This is a genomic window from Pseudomonas sp. F007, from assembly GCF_057814275.1.
Genome location: NZ_JBVATA010000007.1, coordinates 181,960 through 199,069, shown reverse-complemented (window position 1 = coordinate 199,069; position 17,110 = coordinate 181,960). Strand labels below are relative to the sequence as shown.

The 17,110-nt window shown below is 63.4% G+C and carries 19 protein-coding genes; all 19 read right to left on the bottom strand.

From position 1 onward, the window contains the following. Positions 1 to 3 precede the first annotated feature (3 nt). Positions 4 to 786 carry a flagellar biosynthetic protein FliR gene (gene fliR / locus ACZYR5_RS18760; RefSeq protein WP_489090983.1) on the bottom strand — a complete coding sequence of 261 codons (783 nt, stop codon included), beginning with the start codon at positions 784 to 786 and terminating at the stop codon, positions 4 to 6. A gap of 3 nt (positions 787 to 789) precedes the next feature. Beyond that, the gene (gene fliQ, locus ACZYR5_RS18755) at positions 790 to 1,059 is read right to left on the bottom strand and encodes a flagellar biosynthesis protein FliQ (protein WP_489090982.1); all 270 of its coding nucleotides are present in this window, start codon (positions 1,057 to 1,059) and stop codon (positions 790 to 792) included. Positions 1,060 to 1,074: 15 nt separating this feature from the next. Then, a complete protein-coding gene (gene fliP / locus ACZYR5_RS18750; RefSeq protein ID WP_489090981.1) occupies positions 1,075 to 1,824 on the bottom strand; it encodes a flagellar type III secretion system pore protein FliP in 750 nt (249 codons plus the stop codon). Beyond that, positions 1,824 to 2,210, bottom strand: coding sequence for a flagellar biosynthetic protein FliO (gene fliO, locus ACZYR5_RS18745; RefSeq protein ID WP_489091224.1), 387 nt, complete (start codon positions 2,208 to 2,210; stop codon positions 1,824 to 1,826). The genes fliP and fliO overlap by 1 nt, the downstream gene beginning before the upstream one ends. A gap of 45 nt (positions 2,211 to 2,255) precedes the next feature. Next, entirely contained in the window at positions 2,256 to 2,714 is a 459-nt protein-coding gene (fliN, locus tag ACZYR5_RS18740) for a flagellar motor switch protein FliN (RefSeq protein WP_489091223.1), read from the bottom strand. Positions 2,715 to 2,769: 55 nt separating this feature from the next. Further along, positions 2,770 to 3,738, bottom strand: coding sequence for a flagellar motor switch protein FliM (fliM, locus tag ACZYR5_RS18735; protein WP_489090980.1), 969 nt, complete (start codon positions 3,736 to 3,738; stop codon positions 2,770 to 2,772). A 9-nt stretch (positions 3,739 to 3,747) separates the two neighbouring features. Beyond that, a complete protein-coding gene (gene fliL, locus ACZYR5_RS18730; RefSeq protein ID WP_489090979.1) occupies positions 3,748 to 4,248 on the bottom strand; it encodes a flagellar basal body-associated protein FliL in 501 nt (166 codons plus the stop codon). 344 nt (positions 4,249 to 4,592) lie between these two features. Next, positions 4,593 to 5,864 carry a flagellar hook-length control protein FliK gene (locus tag ACZYR5_RS18725; RefSeq protein WP_489090978.1) on the bottom strand — a complete coding sequence of 424 codons (1,272 nt, stop codon included), beginning with the start codon at positions 5,862 to 5,864 and terminating at the stop codon, positions 4,593 to 4,595. Positions 5,865 to 5,945: 81 nt separating this feature from the next. Continuing rightward, the gene (locus ACZYR5_RS18720; RefSeq protein ID WP_489090977.1) at positions 5,946 to 6,314 is read right to left on the bottom strand and encodes an Hpt domain-containing protein; all 369 of its coding nucleotides are present in this window, start codon (positions 6,312 to 6,314) and stop codon (positions 5,946 to 5,948) included. 31 nt (positions 6,315 to 6,345) lie between these two features. Further along, a complete protein-coding gene (locus ACZYR5_RS18715; RefSeq protein ID WP_489090976.1) occupies positions 6,346 to 8,049 on the bottom strand; it encodes an ATP-binding SpoIIE family protein phosphatase in 1,704 nt (567 codons plus the stop codon). A gap of 8 nt (positions 8,050 to 8,057) precedes the next feature. Further along, a complete protein-coding gene (locus ACZYR5_RS18710; RefSeq protein WP_489090975.1) occupies positions 8,058 to 8,366 on the bottom strand; it encodes an STAS domain-containing protein in 309 nt (102 codons plus the stop codon). A 91-nt stretch (positions 8,367 to 8,457) separates the two neighbouring features. After that, positions 8,458 to 8,907 (bottom strand): flagellar export protein FliJ, encoded by a 450-nt coding sequence (fliJ, locus tag ACZYR5_RS18705; protein ID WP_489090974.1) that lies wholly within the window; start codon positions 8,905 to 8,907, stop codon positions 8,458 to 8,460. A gap of 6 nt (positions 8,908 to 8,913) precedes the next feature. Further along, positions 8,914 to 10,272: a flagellar protein export ATPase FliI gene (gene fliI, locus ACZYR5_RS18700; RefSeq protein WP_489090973.1), complete on the bottom strand. Its 1,359-nt coding sequence runs from the start codon at positions 10,270 to 10,272 to the stop codon at positions 8,914 to 8,916. Beyond that, positions 10,262 to 11,038, bottom strand: coding sequence for a flagellar assembly protein FliH (gene fliH, locus ACZYR5_RS18695; protein ID WP_489090972.1), 777 nt, complete (start codon positions 11,036 to 11,038; stop codon positions 10,262 to 10,264). The genes fliI and fliH overlap by 11 nt, the downstream gene beginning before the upstream one ends. 4 nt (positions 11,039 to 11,042) lie before the next feature. Next, the gene (gene fliG, locus ACZYR5_RS18690) at positions 11,043 to 12,062 is read right to left on the bottom strand and encodes a flagellar motor switch protein FliG (RefSeq protein ID WP_027621009.1); all 1,020 of its coding nucleotides are present in this window, start codon (positions 12,060 to 12,062) and stop codon (positions 11,043 to 11,045) included. Further along, positions 12,055 to 13,842, bottom strand: coding sequence for a flagellar basal-body MS-ring/collar protein FliF (gene fliF, locus ACZYR5_RS18685; RefSeq protein ID WP_489090971.1), 1,788 nt, complete (start codon positions 13,840 to 13,842; stop codon positions 12,055 to 12,057). The genes fliG and fliF overlap by 8 nt, the downstream gene beginning before the upstream one ends. Before the next feature lie 15 nt (positions 13,843 to 13,857). Further along, positions 13,858 to 14,184 carry a flagellar hook-basal body complex protein FliE gene (fliE, locus tag ACZYR5_RS18680; RefSeq protein ID WP_027621007.1) on the bottom strand — a complete coding sequence of 109 codons (327 nt, stop codon included), beginning with the start codon at positions 14,182 to 14,184 and terminating at the stop codon, positions 13,858 to 13,860. A 290-nt stretch (positions 14,185 to 14,474) separates the two neighbouring features. Further along, complete coding sequence (locus ACZYR5_RS18675; RefSeq protein WP_489090970.1) at positions 14,475 to 15,860, bottom strand: sigma-54-dependent transcriptional regulator; 1,386 nt, start codon at positions 15,858 to 15,860, stop codon at positions 14,475 to 14,477. Between the two features lie 3 nt (positions 15,861 to 15,863). Then, positions 15,864 to 17,063, bottom strand: coding sequence for a sensor histidine kinase (locus ACZYR5_RS18670; RefSeq protein WP_489090969.1), 1,200 nt, complete (start codon positions 17,061 to 17,063; stop codon positions 15,864 to 15,866). Between the last annotated feature and the right edge of the window lie 47 nt (positions 17,064 to 17,110).

Genomic DNA, 17,110 nt, shown 5'->3' with positions numbered 1-17,110 from the left:
GACTCAGCGCGCCTGTGCCATATCACGCAGCAACTGCAAGGCCTCGGTGGCCAGCGGTTGGTACTGATTGAGAATGTCGCCGAGGCTGACCCAGAAAATCACCAGGCCCAGCACCAGGGTCAGCGGGAAGCCGATGGAGAAGATGTTCAACTGCGGCGCCGCGCGGGTCATGATGCCGAAGGCAATGTTGACCACCAGCAGCGCGGTGATCGCCGGCAACACCAGCAACATCGCCGCGCCGAGCACCCAGCCAAGCTTGTTGGCCACATCCCAGAAGTGATTGACCAGCATCGCGCTGCCCACCGGCAAGGTGGTGAAGCTCTCGGTCAGCACCTCGAACACCACCAGATGACCGTTCATGCCGAGGAACAGCAAGGTCACCAGCATGGTCAGGAACTGCCCGATCACCGCCGCCGAGACCCCGTTGGTCGGGTCGACCATCGAGGCGAAGCCCATGCCCATCTGGATCGAAATGATCTGCCCGGCGACCACGAAGGCCTGGAAAAACAGCTGCAGGGAAAAGCCCAGCAAACCGCCGATCAGCACCTGTTCGGCAATCAGCAGCAGGCCACTGAGGTCCAGTGCGTTGACGGTGGGCATCGGCGGCAAGTTCGGCGTGATCACCACGGTGATTGCCAGGGCGAAATACAGGCGGATACGCGTGGGCACCAGGCTCGTACCGAAGATCGGCATGGTCATCAGCACCGCGCCGACCCGGAACAGCGGCAGCATGAAGCTGGCGACCCAGGTACTGATCTGCGCGTCGGTCAGCGCCAGCAACGACATGGCTCAGCCGATCAACTGCGGAATACTGCCGTACAGGCGCAGGATGTATTCCATGAAGGTTTGCACCAGCCACGGGCCGGCGACAATCAGGGTCACCAGCATCACCAACAGGCGCGGCAGGAAACTCAGGGTCTGTTCGTTGATCTGGGTGGCAGCCTGGAACATCGCCACCAGCAACCCCACCAACAGGCTCGGCACCACCAGCACGGCGACCATGATAGTGGTCAGCCACAGCGCTTCACGAAACAGGTCGACGGCTACTTCAGGGGTCATATCGGGCCACTCGCGCTAAACACCGCCGAAACTCCCGGCCAGGGTGCCGATGATCAGCGCCCAGCCATCCACCAGCACAAACAGCATGATCTTGAACGGCAGCGAAATGATCAGCGGCGACAGCATCATCATGCCCATCGCCATCAGCACACTGGCGACCACCAGGTCGATGATCAGGAACGGGATGAAGATCATGAAACCGATCTGGAACGCGGTTTTCAGCTCCGAGGTGACGAACGCCGGGACCAGGATGGTCAACGGCGCCTGGTCCGGCGAGGCAATGTCGGTGCGCTTGGACAGGCGCATGAACAGCTCCAGATCGCTGCTGCGGGTCTGGGCCAGCATGAAGTCCTTGATCGGCACCTGGGCCTTGGCCACCGCATCCTGGGCGGTGAGTTTCTCCGCCAGATAGGGTTGCAGCGCATCCTGGTTCACCCGGTCGAACACCGGCGCCATGATGAACAGGGTCAGGAACAGCGCCATGCCGGTGAGGATCTGGTTCGACGGCGTCTGCTGCAGGCCCAGGGCCTGACGCAGAATGGAGAAGACGATGATGATCCGGGTGAAGCTGGTCATCAGCATGACGAACGCCGGGATGAAACTCAGCGCGGTCATGATCAGCAGGATCTGCAGGCTGACCGAATATTCCTGCGCGCCCTCGGCATTGGTACCGAGGGTGATGGCCGGGATCGACAGCGGATCGGCCGCCAGCGCCAGGGGCGCGGCGAGCATCAGCAGCAGGCTCAGGAGGAAACGCACAGGCATTACTTCTTATCCTTGTCCTTGCCCAAAAGCTCCATCAGGCGCTGGGCAAACTCCGGGGTGGCCTGCTCGGTGCTCGGCACCTGCACCGGCTCCTTGAGCACGTGCAGCGCCGTGATGGTGCCCGGGGTCAGTCCCAGCAGCACCTGCTCGTTGCCGACCTGCACCAGCACCAGCCGATCACGCGGGCCGAGGGCGCGCGAGCCGATCAGCTCGATGACCTGGCCCTTGCCCGCCGGCCCGGCCTGTTGCACCCGACGCAGCAACCAGGCGAGGAAAAAGATCAGCCCCAGCACCAGCAGCAAACCCAGCACCAGCTGGGTCAACTGACCGGCCACGCCGCTGCCGACCGCAGGCGCGGCCACCGCTGCCACAGGCTCGGCCGCCATCACCGCGGACGGCAGCGCCAGCACTACACCGAGGAGTTTTTTCACTTAGCGCAGCTTCTTGATGCGTTCGCTCGGGCTGATCACGTCCGTCAGGCGGATGCCGAACTTTTCGTTGACCACCACCACTTCGCCATGGGCGATCAGCGTGCCGTTGACCAGCACGTCGAGCGGCTCACCAGCCAGGCGATCGAGCTCGATCACCGAACCCTGATTGAGCTGCAGCAGGTTGCGGATGTTGATATCGGTGCTGCCGACTTCCATCGAGATCGACACCGGGATATCGAGGATCACGTCGAGGTTGGGACCGTCGAGGGTCACCGGGCCGTTGTTCTTCGGCGCGCTGCCGAATTCTTCCATCGGCAGGCGATTGGACGGCGAGCTGGCGGCGTCGGCAGCCAGCAACGCATCGATATCGTTCTGGCCGATATCGCCGGCTTCTTCCAGCGCGGCAGCCCACTCGTCAGCCAGGGCCTGGTCGTCCTGGGAATTCATATCGTTAACCATCATTTGTCCTCGGCGGGGCAACCATCATTTAAAGGCGAATACAGAACTACGCCGCTCAGCGGCGCTCGATCGGCTCGATCACTTGCAACGCGAGGTTGCCCTTGTGCGAGCCCATCTTGACCTTGAAGGCCGGCACGCCGTTGGCGCGCATGATCATGTCTTCCGGCAGGTCGACCGGGATCACGTCACCGGGCTGCATGTGCAGGATGTCGCGCAGGCGCAACTGGCGACGGGCGACCGTGGCACTGAGTGGCACATCGACGTCCATCACGTCCTGGCGCAAGGCGTTGACCCAGCGCTCGTCCTGGTCATCGAGATCGGACTGGAACCCGGCATCGAGCATTTCGCGCACCGGCTCGATCATCGAGTACGGCATGGTCACGTGCAGGTCGCCGCCACCGCCATCGAGTTCGATGTGGAAGGTCGACACCACCACCGCTTCGCTGGGGCCGACGATGTTGGCCATGGCCGGGTTCACTTCCGAGTTGATGTACTCGAAATTGACTTCCATGATCGCCTGCCAGGCTTCTTTCAAATCAATGAACGCCTGCTCCAGCACCATGCGCACCACGCGCAACTCGGTGGGGGTGAATTCCCGCCCTTCGATCTTGGCGTGACGGCCGTCGCCACCAAAGAAGTTGTCCACCAGCTTGAACACCAGCTTGGCGTCGAGGATGAACAGTGCGGTGCCGCGCAACGGCTTGATCTTCACCAGGTTGAGGCTGGTGGGCACGTACAGCGAGTGCACGTACTCACCGAATTTCATCACCTGCACCCCGCCGACGGCGACATCGGCCGAACGCCGGAGCATGTTGAACATGCTGATGCGGGTGTAGCGGGCAAACCGCTCGTTGATCATCTCCAGGGTCGGCATGCGCCCACGGACGATCCGGTCCTGACTGGTCAGGTCGTAGCTTTTGACGCTACCGGGTTCGGAAACGGTATCGGTCTGTACCAGACCATCGTCGACGCCATGCAACAGCGCGTCGATCTCATCCTGGGACAGCAGGTCCTGCACGGCCATGTCGAGTTCCTACTGCAGTACGAAATTGGTAAAGAGCAACTGCTCGACCACTACTTTGCCGACTTCCTTCTGCGCCACTTCCTGCACGCTGGCAGTGGCTTTCTGGCGCAGCATTTCCTGGCCGACCGGGGTCGCCAGGCTGTCGAAGGATTGTCCGGAGAACAGCATGACCAGGTTGTTGCGGATCACCGGCATGTGCACTTTCAAGGCGTCGAGGTCGGCCTGGTTACGCGCCTGCAGGGTAATGCTCACCTGCATGTAGCGCTGGCGGCCGTTCTGGTTGAAGTTGGCGATGAAGGCCGGGGTCATGGGCTCGTAGATGGCCGCGGGCTTGGCATTGCTCGCCGTCTCGGCGGCAGGCTCGGGTTTGCTCTGGGCACTGTGCATGAAATACCAGGTCGCGCCCACGGACAAGCCGATGGCCAACAGCACACCCGCCGCAATGATCAGGATCAGCTTGAGTTTGCCTTTCCCGGCGGGGTCTTTCACTGCTACGTCGCTCTTCGCCATGCCAATAATCCGTCACTAATCGGGTTTTCACAGTCGCACGGCAAGGCAAGAGCAAGTGTTATGCCAGAAGTGTTTTGACGGGAATCTGCGGGTAGACCTGTGTAGGAGCTGGCTTGCCAGCGATTGGCAGCTTGGCGGTGTGTCAGACCCTGCGCCTTCGCCGGCAAGCCGGCTCCTACAGGATTTGTGCTCGCCACATAATCGGCTGTCAGCTCATATCCCTGTAGGAGCTGGCTTGCCAGCGAAGAACTCAAGAGCGCCGCGTTTAATCAGGATTGGCGCGTTATCGTTGACGATGTTCGCTGGCAAGCCAGCTCCTACAGATCCCCGCGCCCAGTATACGATCAGGCGTAGTAATCCACCGCGCTGGAGCCAATCACCTGCGGCGTACTGGCGGTAATCTCAGCGATGCTCGCCGGCGCATCATCGCTCAACGGCTCCAGGCGCGTGCCGTTGGCCGAAGTCCGCGCGCCCTGCCCCTGGCCTTGCTGGGCCTGTTCCTGGGAGCCGCGGGACTGGTCGGAGACGTTGACGTCGACCTGGCCCATGCCCTGTTGCACGAACATCTCGCGCAAGCGATGCATCTGCCCGTCCAGCGCCTCGCGAACACCGACATGGGCGCTCATGAAGGTGACCTGGGTCTGCTGGTCGGGAATCATGTTGACGCGAATATCCAGGCGCCCCAACTCGGCCGGCTGCAGCTGGATATCGGCGGCCTTGAGGTTGGCGCTGGACAGGTACATGACCCGGTTCACCAGTTCTTCGCTCCAGCCGCTCTGGTGCATGGCCAGCGGCTGGTTGACCGGCAGCGCATTGGCAGTTTTCGGCGTGGCGGCCTGGGTCAGCGCGGCCAGGCGGTTGGCGAAATCGTCGACCCGGGTGTCGCTGCTGGCGGATTTCAGGTCCTTGAGCCCGTCATCGAGCAAACCACTGAAGGCCTTGTCGCCGCCCTGGTCGGTGCTGTCCTGATCAGCCTGCACGTCGAGCATACTGGCCATGCCGGCAGCGAAGGTCTGCGCCGACGTCAGCTCACCTTCGGCAGGCAGCGCAGCCGGCGGCGCGGCCTTCGGTTGTGCCTGGCTGGCGGCAGACAGGTGGCCGCTTTGCTCCATGGCCAGGCGCACGGCAGGCAGTGCGTCCAGCGGATCGGCCTCGGGGTCGAACGCCGGATCGCTGACGGTGGTCGTCGCCGCTACCAGCGCGGCCTGGATCGCCGGATCGGCCGCGACCGCAGGCTCGACAGGCGCAGCCGGCACCACGGGCGCAGGTGTCTGAGCAACGGCAGGCGCCGTGTCATCAACTGGGGTATCGCTGTCGGCAGCCTGGGTTTCGTCGGGCAAGGATTTGCCGCTATCGGCAACCGGTGTGGCAGTCGCGGCAGGTTTCTCGTCACCCACATCCTTCCTGGAGGAAGGATCTGGCGCCTTGTCCCGCTGCGGTTTTACCCCGGTGTCGCCGCCAGGCGCAGCCTTGCCCGGCGCCTGGTCGGCGAACATCCGGGCAAAACTGGCAGGCTTGTCCCCCTGTACTGCGGGCGTCGCCGGGATATTGGCAGGGCCAGACGGCGTCTTGGCCTGCGCGCCAGCCTGAAGCAGTAGATTGGGGGAAAGGGGCATCGCGGTCTCCGCTGCACGGGATGAATGGGTACAGGTGCGCGAGAAGACAGCAAGAGTCGAGCCAGATTGCGGGGGCGCCGACTAAAAGCAGCGATTGGGAGAATGACTGATCAATGAGCGCTCACGCTCGGCTTCGTAGAGGGGTCGAACAAAGGCGAACTCGCCGTCGATTTCTCCGACCAGCTTGGCCAGGCCCTGCGGCGCTTTCTCCTTGGCCAGTTGCTCGAGCTTGCCGCACAGCCTGGCCAGGCGTACCGCGCCCATGTTGCTGCTGCTGCCCTTGAAACTGTGGGCCGCACTGATGAGCTGCGAAAGATCGTCCGCTTCGCGGAGCATTTGCAGGCGCTCTTCGGAATCCGTGAGAAAAGTATCCAGCAGTTCCGAATAGTGCTCTTCCATGACTTCCTGCAACGCGCTGAGCACGTCCTGGTCCAGATGTTTTTCCATCACTTGTTCGCTCCTTGATCAAGAATCCGCGGGATTATGCCAGAGCCTCCCAGGAAAACTCCACGCGGGCCAGCCGTCCGTCGTCGGACCAACTGGCATTACGGCTCAATTGCCGGATCAGGCTGACACCACGACCCGACAAACGGCCAACATCCAACGGTCTTTCCATTACACGCTGTACATCAAAACCATTGCCACTGTCCTGCACTTCAATCACCAGGCTGCCGCCCGAGCCTTGCGGCACAAGGTGCAGATGCACGCGCAGAAAGCCTTCCTCCAACTGCTCCAGACGCGCATTGCGCAACTGATAGTAGCGGGCAAATCCCGAAGCGTCGCGCTTGATGCTGGAATCCAGGCCCAGCACCCCGTGCTCCAGCGCATTGGAGTACAACTCGGCGAGCACGCTGTACAGTGCCCCGCTCTGCGCCCGCAGGCCATGCACCTCCATCAGTAGCTGCAGCAGATAGGGCAGCGGATTGAAGCGCTTGAGCGTGGCGGCGCGAAACTCGAAACTCACCGACCAGTCCAGCGGGCTCGACTGGCCACTGTCGGAATACACCAGCGCCGGTAACGCCAGTTTATCCGGTGGCAGCAGGCTGACCTCGACCATGCTCACGTCATCCCGCGCCTGGCCGCCAAAATCCCGTAGCGCTGCCTCTATCTCCTCGAACAAAAGGTCCGGCTCACGGTTATTGGCGAACACCTGCTGCAAGCGCTCGACGCCAAACAGTTGCTCGTCGTTGTCGCAGGTATCGATCACCCCGTCGGACAACAGGAACACCCGATCCCCCGCCGCCATCGGCAACACTTCCGTGCGGTCGTCAAACGCCTGCGCGCTCAACACCCCCAGGGGCAAATGGCGGGATTTCAGGGCTCGGCGCTCGCCGCTGGCCAGGTCATGCAGATAACCGTCGGGCATGCCGCCATTCCACACCTCCACCGAGCGCCGTTGAAAACTCAGGGACAGCAGAGTGGCGCAGCAAAACATGTCCACCGGCAGGATGCGCTTGAGCTTGGCATTCATCTCACGAAGGATTTCCGCCAGCGCGAAACCCTTGGCGGTCATGCCGTAGAACACTTCGGCCAAAGGCATGGCGCCCACCGCCGCCGGCAAGCCATGGCCGGTAAAGTCACCGAGCAGCAGATGCATATCGCCCGCTGGGGTCAGGGCGGCGAGCAGCAAATCACCGTTGAACAGCGCATAGGGCGATTGGGTATAGCGAATGTTCGGCGCACTCAGGCAGCCGGAATGGGCGATCTTATCGAACACCGCCTTGGCCACCCGCTGCTCGTTGAGCAGATGGTGATGGTGCCGGGCAATCTCGTCGCGCTGCTCCAGCACAGTGGCCTGCAACCGGCGCAGGCGATCCATGGCCTTGATCTTGGCGGCCAGCATCACCGGGTTGTAAGGCTTTGCCAGAAAATCGTCGCCGCCCGCCTCGAGGCACAGCGCCAGGCCCTCGCTCTGACTCAGGGAAGTGAGAAAGATGATCGGCACCAGGGTTTCGCCGGCCAGTTGCTTGATCTGGCGCGCGGCTTCGAAGCCGTCCATGACCGGCATCAGCGCGTCCATCAACACCAGGTGTGGGCGTAGCTGCCGATACAGCTCGACCGCTTCGGCGCCATCGGCCGCCGCCAGCACCTCATGCCCCAGGCGCCGGACGATGCTCGCCAACAGCAGGCGATCGGCTGCGCCGTCTTCGGCGATCAGCACCGTCAAGGGGGCAAGCGCCAGCATCAGCGGGCTCAACTGATGTCGAACAGTTTGTCGAAATTGGAGATGGCGAGGATCTTTCGCACGTCGGGGCTGCTGTTGACCAGGCGCACGTCCGACTCGTCGCCGCCGGCATGGTCGCGCAACAGCAAAAGCATGCCCAGGGCCGAGCTGTCGAGGTAGGTGGCTTCCTTGAGGTCGACCACCACTGAGCTGTCAGGGCGGCTGTCGATGGTTTCGTAGGACGCGCGAAATTCCTGATGCTTGGCGAAGTCGAAACGCCCCTTGATGGCAATCGTCAGCTTGAGTCCGTCCGGTGAAATTTCGGTAATGACTGACATGCTAGAGCTTCCTTGTCTTAGGCAATCGTGTACAAGGTTTAGCACCTGTACAAGGCATCAGCAAGGCAGCCCATCGCCCCGCTGGCGCTGATCAGTAGGGATTTTCCCGAGGCAGGCGCTGCGACAGTTCGTCGAGCAGCTTTTGCTCGCGCTTGTCTTCCAGTTGCCGGGCTTCGTCGATGTAGCGTTGCACCAGCTTGCGCAGGCCCTCGCCCCGGGCATAGGCCTGTTGCCAGCCGTCACGGGCCTTGTCCAGATTGTTCTGGTGCCAGGCCAGGCTTTGCCGCTGCTGATCGATGGCCGTGCCCAGTTGCCCGAGAAAGCCCTGGTAGCCCAGCAGCCACTGGCCGGAAACCCCTTCCTTGCCGCGCTCGACCCAGCGCTCGAGGTATTCCAGGCGAAAGCCATCGAGGTCGGCCAGCTTGCTTTCGGCCAGCCGTACCTGGCCCTGAAAATAGCCCAGGCGCTGGGCCGCAGTCTTCTCGGCCTTTTCGGCCATGTCGACCACCGGGGCCAGGCGTGAAGCGCGACTCTGGGCCATGGCCGATTAGCCTCCGGGCGCCGGCGCGAAGATGGTCTCCAGGTGACCATGGCTTTCGCCGAGGCTGATATTGTCGTTCAGGCCCTGGCGCAGGTAGCTGACCATGGTCGGCTGCAGGGCAATTGCGGTATCGGTCTCGCGATCGCCACCGGCAACATAGGCACCGACGCTGATCAGGTCGCGGCTCTGCTGGAAGCGCGACCACAATTGCTTGAAGTACTGTGCCCGGCGCATGTGCTCGGGCGAGACCACCGACGGCATGACCCGGCTGATCGAGGCTTCGATGTCGATCGCCGGATAGTGCCCTTCTTCGGCCAGGCGCCGGGACAACACAATGTGCCCATCGAGCACGCCCCGCGCCGAGTCGGCAATCGGGTCCTGCTGGTCGTCGCCTTCGGAAAGCACGGTGTAGAACGCGGTGATCGAACCACCGCCGGCCTCGGCATTACCGGCGCGCTCCACCAATTTCGGCAGTTTGGCGAACACCGACGGCGGATAACCCTTGGTCGCCGGCGGCTCGCCAATGGCCAGGGCGATCTCCCGCTGGGCCTGGGCGAAACGGGTCAGCGAGTCCATCAGCAACAGGACGTTCTTGCCCTTGTCGCGAAAATATTCGGCGATGCGCGTGCAGTACATGGCGGCGCGCATACGCATCAGCGGCGCGTCGTCCGCGGGCGAGGCGACCACCACCGAACGCTTGAGGCCTTCTTCACCAAGGATGTGCTCGATGAATTCCTTGACCTCACGCCCCCGCTCACCAATCAGCCCGACCACGATGATGTCGGCTTCGGTAAAGCGGGTCATCATGCCCAGCAGCACACTCTTGCCCACGCCGGTACCGGCGAACAGGCCCAGGCGCTGGCCGCGACCGACTGTCAATAATCCGTTGATCGAGCGAATGCCGACGTCCAGCGGCTGGCTGATGGGGTCGCGGTTCAGCGGGTTGATGGTCGGGCCGTCCAGCGGCACCCAGTCCTCGGCCTTCATCCCGCCCTTGCCATCCAGCGCGCGACCGGCGCCGTCGAGCACCCGACCGAGCATGCTCATGCCCATCGGCAGGCGACCGTTATCGGCCAGCGGCACCACCCGGGCGCCGGGGGCGATGCCGGCGACGCTGCCCACCGGCATCAGGAACACCTTGTTGCCGGAGAAGCCCATGACCTCGGCCTCGACCTCGACCGGGTGGTAGCTGTCGTCGTTGATCACCCGACAGCGGCTGCCCATGGCGGCGCGCAGGCCCTCGGCTTCGAGGGTCAGGCCGACCATGCGCAACAGGCGCCCTTCGAGGATCGGCTGACCGGGCAGATCGATCGCCTCGGCGTAGCTGCCCAGGCGCTTGGCGAAGCTGGTGCGGTCAAGGCGCATCGGACGGGTCCGCGGCTTTCGTCAGATCCAGGTGCAGGTCTGCGGGCGCCGGGTGCAGGGATTGTTCGTGCAACTGATCGAGCAATTGCGCGCCGGCCTGGGCCAGGCGTGTCTCCACCGTGGCATCGATGCGACTGTGTTCGGTCTCGACGCGGCAACCACCGGGCAACAGCGCCTCGTCCTCGACGATGCGCCAGGTTTCTTCGTGGCGCTCGCGCAGTGCCTTGACCTGGGCGAAGTCCTGCGGATTGACGTACAGGCGCACGTTATCCACTCCCAGCGGCAGCAGCTTGAGGGCTTCGCGCATGACGTGTTCGATCTGCGACGAGTCCATGGCCAGCTCGCGCTGGATCACTTGCCGGGTGATGTGCCGGACCAGTGTCACCAGGCCTTTTTCGATTTGCGTGTCCTGCTCGGCGATCGGCTCGAAGAGGTTTTTCATCAGCGACTCAAGGCTGGCCAGCTTGGCATTCAACGCCACTTCCGCTTCCTGACGGACCTTGAGGGTGGTGCTGTGGAAACCTTCTTTTTCACCCGTCGCAAAGCCTTCGTTCCAGGCTTCCTGGCGAATGCTTTCGAGTTCTTCAAGGGTCAGTGGCTGGACTTCTTCCAGCGGCACTTCCTCGATTTCCGGCGGCTCGGGCTCGGGTTCGGGCTCCGGCTCGGGGACGAACGGGTCGAAGCTGGGCAGCGACCAGCGGTCGAAGCCCTCGACATCACGCGCCCGAATCAGGTCGCTGGGCGCCTCATCATTCTTGGCTGCCATAGGATCAGATCATTTCCTCGCCGCCCTTGCCGCCGAGCACGATTTCTCCGGCTTCGGCCATACGGCGGGCGATGGTGAGGATTTCCTTCTGCGCGGTTTCGACATCGCTGACGCGCACCGGGCCCTTGGCCTCGAGGTCGTCGCGCAGCAGTTCGGAAGCCCGCTTGGACATGTTCTTGAAAATCTTCTCCTTAACCCCTTCGTCCGAACCCTTGAGGGCCAGCACCAGCACGTCGGAGGAGACTTCGCGCAACAGCGCCTGGATGCCACGGTCGTCGACATCGGCGAGGTTGTTGAACACGAACATCAGGTCTTCGATCTGGCCGGACAGGTCTTCGTCGACTTCGCGGATCGAGTCCATCAACTGGCCTTCGATCGAGCTGTCGAGGAAGTTCATGATGTCGGCAGCGCGCTTGATCCCGCCCAGGGTGGTGCGCGAGGCGTTGGAATTGCCGGAGAACTGCTTCTCGAGAATCTGGTTGAGTTCCTTGAGCGCCGCCGGCTGCACGGTGTTCAGCGACGACACGCGCAGGATGATGTCCAGGCGCACCTTGTGGTCGAAATTGCCGAGCACTTCGCCGGCCTGGTCGGGGTCGAGATACGCGACGACGATGGCCTGGATCTGCGGGTGTTCGTAGCGGATCACGTCCGCCACTGCGCGCGGCTCCATCCACTTCAGGCTGTCCAGGCCGCTGGTGTTGCCACCCAGCAGGATCCGGTCGATCAGGCCGTTGGCCTTGTCTTCGCCCAGGGCCTGGGTGAGCATCTTGCGGATATAACCGTCGGAGCCGACACCGAGGCTGGTCTGGTCGCCGACGATGTCGACGAACTCGCTCATCACCTGCTCGACCTGCTCGCGATGGACGTTGCCCATCTGCGCCATGGCCACGCCAACCCGCTGCACCTCTTTCGGGCCCATGTGCCGCAGCACTTGCGCGGCATCGGTTTCACCCAGGGACAGCAGCAGGATCGCGGCTTTGTCGACCCGGCTGAGTTTGGCGATCGCGGCTCGGTTATCACTCATCTGCGTTAATCCACTCTTTCACGACCTGGGCCACACGACCCGGGTCTTCGGCCACCAGGCTCTTGATTGCATTCAACTGAGCGTCATAGCCTTCGCTCGGGCTTGGCAGCAGGATGCTTTGCGGACCGCCGAGGCTGACCCGGTCGTTGCCCAGCTCGCCATCCAGGCCACCCATGCCACCCAGCTCGGCGTCGCTGCCGATGCCGGCCAACTGACGACCCTTGCCGCCACCGGTGATGTTGTTCAAAACCGGACGCAGCACGCCGAACACCAGCACCAGGATAAACAGCACGCCAACCACCTGTTTCACCACGTCCCAGAACCACGGCTGAGAGTAGAACGGGATTTCGGCGATGACTTCCCCGCGCTCGGCGGAGAATGGGACGTTGATCACGCTGACGCTGTCGCCACGGCTGGCGTCGAAACCGACGGCGTCCTGCACCAGGCGCGTGAAGCGCGCCAATTCGTCGGCGCTCCACGGCGCGCGGCTGGTTTCGCCGTTGGCCGGGTTGACCTTGACCTGATCGTCCACCACCACCGCCACCGACAGTCGATTGAGACGGCCTTGCTGCTGCTTGGTGTGGCTGATGGAACGGTCGAGTTCGAAGTTCTTGGTCGACTGCTGACGCTTGTCCGCCGGGTACGGGGCGAGCATCGGCTGGCCGGTGGCCGGGTCCATGATCTGTTGGCCGTTGGCATCGAGCAGTGGCTGGCCCGGTTGCACCATGCCGCCGGCTGCGGCGGTGCCACCGGTGGTCTGCGGCGCCGAGGCCGGTGCTGGTGGCTGATTGCTCAGGGCACCGGGCACACCTTGCGGGCCATTGCTGGCGGTGCGTTGTTCGCTGGTCGATTGCTCGCTGCGCAGCGCCGGCTGATCCGGGTTGAACTGCTCGGAGGTCGACTCAACGGCACTGAAATCGATATCGGCGGAGACTTCCGCCTTATAGCGATCATTGCCCAGCACCGGTTGCAGGATGTTGTGCACACGCTGGGTGAGCATGCCTTCCATGCGCCGGCTGTAGTCGAACTGCTTGCCGGCCATGGTCAGTGCGGAGGTTTCCGCCTGGTCGGAGAGCAAGGTGCCCTTCTGGTCGACCACGGTGATCTGCGACTTGCTCAGCTCAGGAACACTGGTCGCCACCAGGTTGACGATCGCCACCACCTGGCTTGGCTCCAGCGAGCGCCCGGAATACAACTCCACCAGCACCGAGGCGCTGGGCTTGCGTTCGTCACGCACGAACACCGAGCTTTTCGGAATCGCCAGGTGCACACGGGCGGCCTTGACGTTGTTCAGGCTGGAGATGGTGCGCGCCAGTTCGCCTTCGAGGCCGCGACGGTAACGGGTCGCTTCCATGAATTGACTGGTGCCCAGGCCCTGGTCCTTGTCGAGAATTTCAAAACCGATATTGCCGTCGGTGGGCGTGACGCCGGCCGCGGCCAGTTTCAAACGTGCGCGCGGCAGGTCGTCGGCCTTGACCAGCAAGGCCCCGGAATTGGGCTCGACGGTGTAGGGAATGTCGGCAGTGGCCAGGGTGTCCATGACCTGCTTGGCGTCCATCCCCGCGAGGCTGCCGTACAGCGGCCGATAATCGGGTTGCTGCGACCACAGGACCACGGCAAAACCAATCGCCACGCTGGCGGCCAGGCCGACCAACAGGCCGACCTGGCGCAACATGGTCATCTCGGAGAGGTTTTCCAGGAACGACAAGCCGAACAGCGGTGGCTTGCCGTCCGCTGAAGTGGCCTTGGCCGGAACGTTATCGGCGACTGCTTCTGCCATGAGTCAATCTCGTCCTTAAACCGGCATCTGCATGATGTCTTGGTAAGCCTGGACCAACTTGTTGCGGACCTGGGTCAGTGCCTGGAACGACACGCCGGCCTTTTCCTTGGCGATCATCACGTCCGTCAGGTCGACGCCGCTCTTGCCGATCTCGAACGCCGTGGACAGCTGGGTCGATGCCTGTTGCGTGGCGTTGACCTTGTTCACCGCCTGACCCAGCATGTCGGCAAAGCTGCTCCCCGCCTCTTGCGGCGCGGCAACGGCTTTCGGTGCGGCCATGGCGTCCATTTGCATGGCGCGCATGTCCAGCATCAACCGATTAAATTCAATTCCTTGGCTCATGACTGCTCTCTCTGACGACCCGCAATTTTTTGACACTCACGCAGCGGATGGGGAGGTGTTAGCAACAAGGGTGCCAGCTCGATGGCGGGGTTGGAAAAACGCTGCGGGTTTGCCGTCAAAAGCCTGACCGGTTGCGCGTGGGGGACGATGATCTACTGTAGGAGCGAGCCTGCTCGCGAAAACCTGAGGGCGCCGTGTACATTCAGGATACCCGCGTCATCGTTGCCGTTTTTCGCGAGCAGGCTCGCTCCTACAGTAAGTCCGCCCCCCCCTCACAGAAGCCATGCTGTTCACGTCGCAAACAAATACCCCTCCACATCCATCCCCGCATCGCGCATCTGCGCCAGCTTGTAGCGCAGGGTGCGCGGGCTGATGCCCAGGCGTTCGGCGGCTTCCTTACGGCGCCCGCGCTCGGCGCGCAGGGTGTCGATGATCATCTGGAACTCCCGGCGGCGCAGGTCGTCGCCCAGCGCGCCAGCCGATTCGGCCTCGACCGCCACTGGCCGCGCCGCCATCGCAGCCGGTGCAATCACCGGCAACGGCGCACAGGCCACCGGTCCGGACAAGCAAAAGTCCTGCGGCTCGATCACCCCGCCCTGCTGCAGAATCAGCGCGCGCTGGATGGCGTTGTCCAGCTCGCGCACATTGCCCGGCCACGGATAGCCCAGCAGGCACGCCTGGGCCTGCTGCGACAGCCGGGCATGGGCGTGGTGCATTTTATTGACGTGCTTGGCCAGCAGCCGCTCGGCCAGCGGCAGAATATCGGCGGTGCGCTCGCGCAACGGGCGCCAGGCCAGCGGGAACACCGAGAGCCGATAGTAGAGATCTTCACGAAAGCGCCCCGCCGCCACTTCGCCAGCAAGGTCACGGTTGGTGGTCGCCACCACCCGAATATCCAGGGTGATCGGCTTGCGCGCCCCGACCCGCTCGACTTCCCGCTCCTGCAACACCCGCAGCAGCTTGGCCTGCAGGCCCAGGGGCATTTCCGAGATCTCATCGAGGAGGATGGTGCCGCCATCGGCCTGCTCGAACTTGCCGGCCTGGGCAGCGATGGCCCCGGTGAACGCACCCTTTTCATGACCGAAGAGCGTCGCCTCGAGCATGTTGTCCGGAATCGCCGCGCAGTTGATCGCAATGAACGGCTGGCTGGCACGCCGCGAATGCTGGTGTATGTAGCGCGCCAGCACCTCCTTGCCGGTGCCCGACTCGCCAGAAATCAGCACCGTCGAATCGCTGCGCGCCACCCGCGCCGCCAACTCCAGCAGCTGCGCACTGGCCGGCTCGAAGGCCACCGGACCCTCGCCGCTATCCAGGCCGCCCAGGGCATGCCGCGCCACCAGATCGAGCAAGGCCTTGGGCTCGAACGGCTTGACCAGGTAATCCGCCGCGCCCTGGCGCATCGCATCCACCGCCCGCTCGACCGCGCCGTGGGCGGTCATCAACAACACCGGCAACTGTGGATGCCGGACCCGCAGTGCACTGAGCAACTGATGGCCATCCATGCCCGGCATGTTGACGTCACTCACCACCAGATTGAAGGACTCCTGCGCCGCCTTTGCCAACGCTTCTTCCGCCGAACCGACGGCGCTGAAATCGTGACCGCCCAACAGCAGCGTGTCAGCCAATGCCTCACGCAACGCTCGGTCGTCCTCGACCAGCAGAACCTTGATTGCCATGCCCTACTCCATGCCTTGCGTGCTGCTGAACAGCGGCAACACCAACAACGCGCACGTACCGCGACCCGGCCGTGAGCGCAGTTGCAAGTACCCCTGATGCGCCCGCGCCACGGCCTTGACCACGGTCAGCCCGAGGCCGGTGCCATTGGTCCTGGTGGTGAAAAAGGGTTCGCCCAGACGCTCGAGCACCGCCGCGTCGATACCGCCGCCATTGTCACTGACACACAGGCGCAGGCTGTTGTCGCGGGCGTACAGGTGCACCTTCAAGCGCAGCGACGCGTCACCGGCCTGGATGGCGTTTTCCAGCAGATTGAGCAGCGCGCCTACCAAGGTGTCGCGATTGCACAGCAGCTCGCCGACGTGGGCATCGCACTGCCAGCGCAGCGGCACCTCCTGGACATGAGTCTGCGCCGCCGCCTGCAGCGACTGCATCAGCGCCTTCGGCGTCACGCGGTCGGTCAATGGCAACTCGCCGCGGGCGAACACCAGCATGTCGCGCACCTGATGTTCCAGCTCGTGCAGGCGCTCCTTGAGCCGCCCGGCAAACCGCTGCTGGGTCTCCAGCGGCAGCGCCTGCTCGGTCAGATGACTGGCATAAAGCAAGGCGGCAGACAGCGGCGTGCGGATCTGGTGCGCCAGCGAGGCAACCATTTTCCCCAGTGACGACAAACGCTCGTGACGCGCCAGTTGATCCTGCAGGTGACGGGTTTCGGTCAGGTCATTAAGCAGCACCAACTGCCCCGGCTCGGCATCCAGCGAGCGCGTGGCAATCGACAGGCGCCGACCGTCCTTCAAGGAAATTTCATGGCCATCGTCTTCACGGGGAGCAAAACAGCGGGCGATGACGTGGCGCCACAATTCGCCCTGCAACGGCAAGCCCAGCAGTTCGCACGCGGCCGGATTGGCTTCGCCGACAATGCCCTGGGCGTCGATGACGATCACGCCACCGGGCAACAGGTCGAGGAGGTTTTGCAGACGGTTGGCCAGGCGCTCTTTTTCCGCCAGCTCTTGCATGCGCTGGGCGCTGACCACCGCCAACTCGCCCTTGAGCTCGGTGACGCGGGCCTCCAGCAGGCTGTAGGAGTCGGTGAGCTGGCTCGACATCTGATTGAACAGCGCGAATGCCTGCTCGAGACCCTGACGACTGGCCTGCTCTACGCTGGACGCGTCGGGAACTGAAGAGATGGGGGCGGCATGGGGCATCGTGCTCTCTCGCTTGGCTGACCGTCAGTGAAACGGACCGTTGCGAG